The organism is Acinetobacter sp. B51(2017), assembly GCF_003711395.1.
GTDB lineage: Bacteria > Pseudomonadota > Gammaproteobacteria > Pseudomonadales > Moraxellaceae > Acinetobacter.
Genome location: NZ_PJRJ01000071.1, coordinates 1 through 2,770 on the forward strand (window position 1 = coordinate 1; position 2,770 = coordinate 2,770).

Consider the following 2,770-nt stretch of genomic DNA (forward strand, 5'->3'; position numbering starts at 1 on the left):
ATAATTCTTATATTTTCCCGGGTATAGGACTCGGCGTTATTGCTTCTGGAGCAAGAAGGGTGACAGAAAATATGCTAATGGCAGCAGCAAATGCTTTGGCTGACTGCTCACCAAAATTACAAAATCCAGAAGCGGATTTATTGCCTGATTTAAGTCAAATACAGCAGATTTCAAAAATTATTGCCTTGAAAGTTGCTCAAGCAGCAATGCATGATGAAATAGCACCGAAAATGAGCTTAATTGAGTTAGAACAAAAAATTGAAGATAACTTCTGGAAACCCGAGTATAGAACTTATAGTCGTATCGTTTAATTGATAAGAGTTAGTTGGTGAATATCAAGTTTATGAAATCATTTCTTATAAACTTTTTAGGAGATCTTCAGATCAGGAGCTGTTGGTGACATTGTAATATTGCTTAGAAAACAACCAGTAATAACTATTATTTTGGCATTCAGAAATATTCTGCGAATGATGAGTCAGCCTGAATGATGGAAAAGCGAAAGGAAATGCGTTGCTGTGTTTGATATTGACTATAAATTACTCACGATCTTTTATTATATCTATAAATTTAAGAGCGTATCACTGGCTGGCGAGCATCTGAATATGGGCCAGCCAACGGTAAGCAATCTGCTTAATAAAGTCCGTCAACATTATAATGACCCTTTGTTTTTGAGAATTGGCAATGAAATGCTGCCAACGGAATTGTCAAAACAGCTTTTTCCACTGGTAAGTGAAGCTCTAAGCAATGTCGAAGCAATTAATAATTTTAGTATTGATTTTGATCAAACAACTTCACAGCAACAGTTTACATTAGCTATGACTGATGTTTCGCACTTGGTATTTTTGCCTAAAATTTCTCAATATATTAAACAGCATGCCTCACGTATACGATTGAATGTACGACCAATTACATCAGAAACCAGTTATCAAATGGCCAATGGTGAAATTGATTTGGCATTTGGCTTTTTACCTAACCTAGAAAATGGTTTTTATCAGCAAAAACTATTTGAACAATATTATGTAGTTATTGCAGCAAAAGACCATCCACGTCTGACAGGCGATTGTTTAACGACTGAAGATTATTTACGCGAAACCCATATTGATATTGATGCAGGCATGGGGCATTACCATATTGAAAATGAATTGCTTAACTTAAATCTCAAGCGTGATATTCTGATGCGTTTGCCGAGTTATCTTGGGGTGGGTCTCGTAGTACAGGAAACAGATGCGATTGCTACAGTTCCTTATTATTTGAGCGAAGTATTGCTATCACGAGGCAACCTGAAAATTTTTGATGCACCGATTATTTTTCCGTCATATTCAGTCAAGCAATATTGGCACATGTCCTGTCATCATAAAATTAGTCATCAATGGCTACGCCATACCTTCTATGAAATTTTAAGAAAATAGCGAACAGATCATTATTTGCAAATTTTTCTTTTGAAAAGAGAAAAGCTACCTTAAAGGTGGCTATTCAGAAGCTGATTTTTTAGCAGTAATTCATCTGCCATTTTTTGAATACGGGCTTGGCCTCTGGAGAGCGACTAGCTAACAATTTTTGTAGAATCTTAGCCATTCGATTTATCTCCTAAGTAGTGAGATAAAGTTGGTATTTTTCATCTGCATGAATAACCACCAAAATTCTAGATATAAGACAAACCTATTCTTAAGATGACTGATTCGAATACAAGATATCTTGCAAGAGTCACTTATCGTATTTTATAAGCTTTAATGTATCTTTAAAGTATACCCTAAAATTACATTTTAAAAGTTCTTAAAAACATGTACCATTTAAATGTTTTTTAATCATAAGTAACATGTAACTTTGGTATTAAAGATTTATAATTTACGAAATTGTTCATTTTTATCCAATTGGGGCGTAAAAAGTGAAAGGCCAAAAAGTAGGCTATGTGCGAGTGAGTTCGGTCGAGCAAAATACGGGACGTCAACTTGAGGGAATTGAAGTCGACCGGATTTTTGTTGACCGTGCTTCAGGTAAAAATACCGACCGACCGAAATTTCAGGAAATGTTGAATTATGTCCGGGAAGGAGACCGGGTGATAGTACATTCCATGGATCGTTTTGCGCGAAGCTTAAAAGATTTGGTGACTGAAGTGGATAAACTGGTCAAACGAGGGATTGCCATCCAGTTTGTAAAAGAAAATATTACTTTTACGGCCCAATCCACCCCGATGGATAATTTGATGCTGCAACTGATGGGTGCTTTTGCACAGTTTGAACGTGAGATCATTTTAGAGCGGCAAAAGGAAGGAATTAAACTTGCCTCTTCTCAAGGGAAGTACAAAGGCCGGGTACATAAATTGAAACCTGATCAGGCTGAAGCTTTGCGACAAGACTGGAAGGAAGGGAAGTACCCTTCAAAAATGGCATTAGGCCAGGCATTTGGAATTAGTCGCCAAGCGGTATATCGGTATTTAAAAGCCGGGAAATAACTCAATTGAAATTGGCGACTATATTTAGTTTAGCTTATGAAAATCGTGAAACGTTGATTAAATAATAAGTGCAGAAAGCAAAGAGTTACTAATTTTATACAATATAAGTTTTTGATTTATAATTAATTAACTCGATTGCAATCTAGCTTTTTCAGCAACGATTTATCTTTTTTAAAATAGTATTAATTTATTTTTTTGAGAACAAACCTTAACAAAATTACAAGTTTGTAATTTTGTCGTCATTCGGATGTATATATTTACTCATTATTATAAGTAAAGATTTTTTTGGTCCAAGATATGATTAGATTCAATAATATG

General features: G+C 35.1%; 3 protein-coding genes. All 3 read left to right on the top strand.

The window, feature by feature from the left end:
* The coding region (locus tag CYK47_RS15080) for a malic enzyme-like NAD(P)-binding protein (RefSeq protein ID WP_286206927.1) at positions 1-311 on the top strand (311 nt) is incomplete at its 5' end.
* A 204-nt stretch (positions 312-515) separates the two neighbouring features.
* Entirely contained in the window at positions 516-1,409 is an 894-nt protein-coding gene (locus tag CYK47_RS15085; protein ID WP_100535628.1) for a LysR family transcriptional regulator, read from the top strand.
* A gap of 476 nt (positions 1,410-1,885) precedes the next feature.
* The gene (locus tag CYK47_RS15090; RefSeq protein ID WP_004812033.1) at positions 1,886-2,452 is read left to right on the top strand and encodes a recombinase family protein; all 567 of its coding nucleotides are present in this window, start codon (positions 1,886-1,888) and stop codon (positions 2,450-2,452) included.
* The last annotated feature ends 318 nt before the right edge of the window (positions 2,453-2,770 follow it).